This window comes from Pseudoalteromonas sp. SR44-8 (genome assembly GCF_014163635.1).
Classification (GTDB): Bacteria; Pseudomonadota; Gammaproteobacteria; order Enterobacterales; family Alteromonadaceae; genus Pseudoalteromonas; species Pseudoalteromonas rhizosphaerae.
Map to the genome: position 1 here is coordinate 1 of NZ_JACJDS010000084.1, position 1,191 is coordinate 1,191.

Below are 1,191 nucleotides of genomic sequence, written 5' to 3' on the forward strand. Positions count from 1 at the left end.
AAAGGCGCAGGTTGAACAGTTGCATCTTTATTGGTTTGTTTAAAAAACACGATATTAAATAAAGTGATGACCTAGCTTTGCCTTTATTTGCCTAAAACTCCTTCCAAGCCACTGAATTCTCAGTTTTGTAACTAACAGTGTGCAAAAAAATAATGATACGGTTACCCACAACGGAAGAGGTGTAGTGGTCAACTAATTTTGGCCACAGTTTTAGAATCTTGGTATCTAACCTCAGATTCATTTGGTGCTAAACCTGCATTATAATGATGTGGTCTAACATTGTTGTAATATCCGTTGATATAATCACTCACACTATATTTAGCTTCTTCAAAGTTTTCATATCCAACTTTTGGCATCCACTCCGTTTTAAAGCTTCTAAAAAATCGTTCCATTGGCGCATTATCCCAACAATTTCCGCGCCGACTCATGCTTTGTGTGATTTTATAGCGCCATAAACGTTGGCGATACTTCAAGCTTGTATAGTGGCTTCCTTGGTCTGAGTGAAACATCAGTCCTGTCGGTTTTCCTCTGCTTTCATACGCGAGTTCAAGCGCTTTTAGCGTTAAGTTAGTATCTGGCGACAATGACATTGCCCAACCAACGACTTTGCGTGCAAATAAATCAACAACGACCGCTAAATAAGCCCAGCGATTGCCTATCCAAATATACGTCACATCACCGCACCACGCTGTATTCGGTTCAACAACATCAAACTGCCTATCTAGAAAATTCGGGATTTCAAGGTGCTCATTACCACCGCGTTTATATTGATGTTGTGGTACTTGGCAGCTCTCTAGTTTTAGTTTAACCATCAGCTTAGCGGCGCGATAACGGCTTAATTCAAAACCGTTATTCGTTGCAATTGCTGCGATTGTCCGTGCCCCAGCCGAACCGCCACTCATTGCATGTATAACTTTAACTTCCGCTTCTAACCTTACTTGCTCTGGTGTCGATGTTGTATCCCGTATGGCCCAATATTTATAGCTGCTGCGATGCACATTGAATACGCTACACAACACGCTGATTGGGTAACGCTCTCGTTAGAAGAAAAATAGGACAGGCGCATTTTTTTGCAAAATCCATAGTATCAACTACTGTTTTTATATACAGTTTAACAGGAGTTGCTATGTATGACCCGGGCAAGAAAAAAGCTTATTGATTTAGCGTCCACATCTTATTATCACTTAATTT

The 1,191-nt window shown here is 40.6% G+C and carries 1 pseudogene; it reads right to left on the bottom strand.

From position 1 onward, the window contains the following. Positions 1 to 188 precede the first annotated feature (188 nt). Positions 189 to 1,040: pseudogene (locus H5183_RS21400) on the bottom strand (IS3 family transposase); the annotation flags it as partial. Positions 1,041 to 1,191 lie beyond the last annotated feature (151 nt).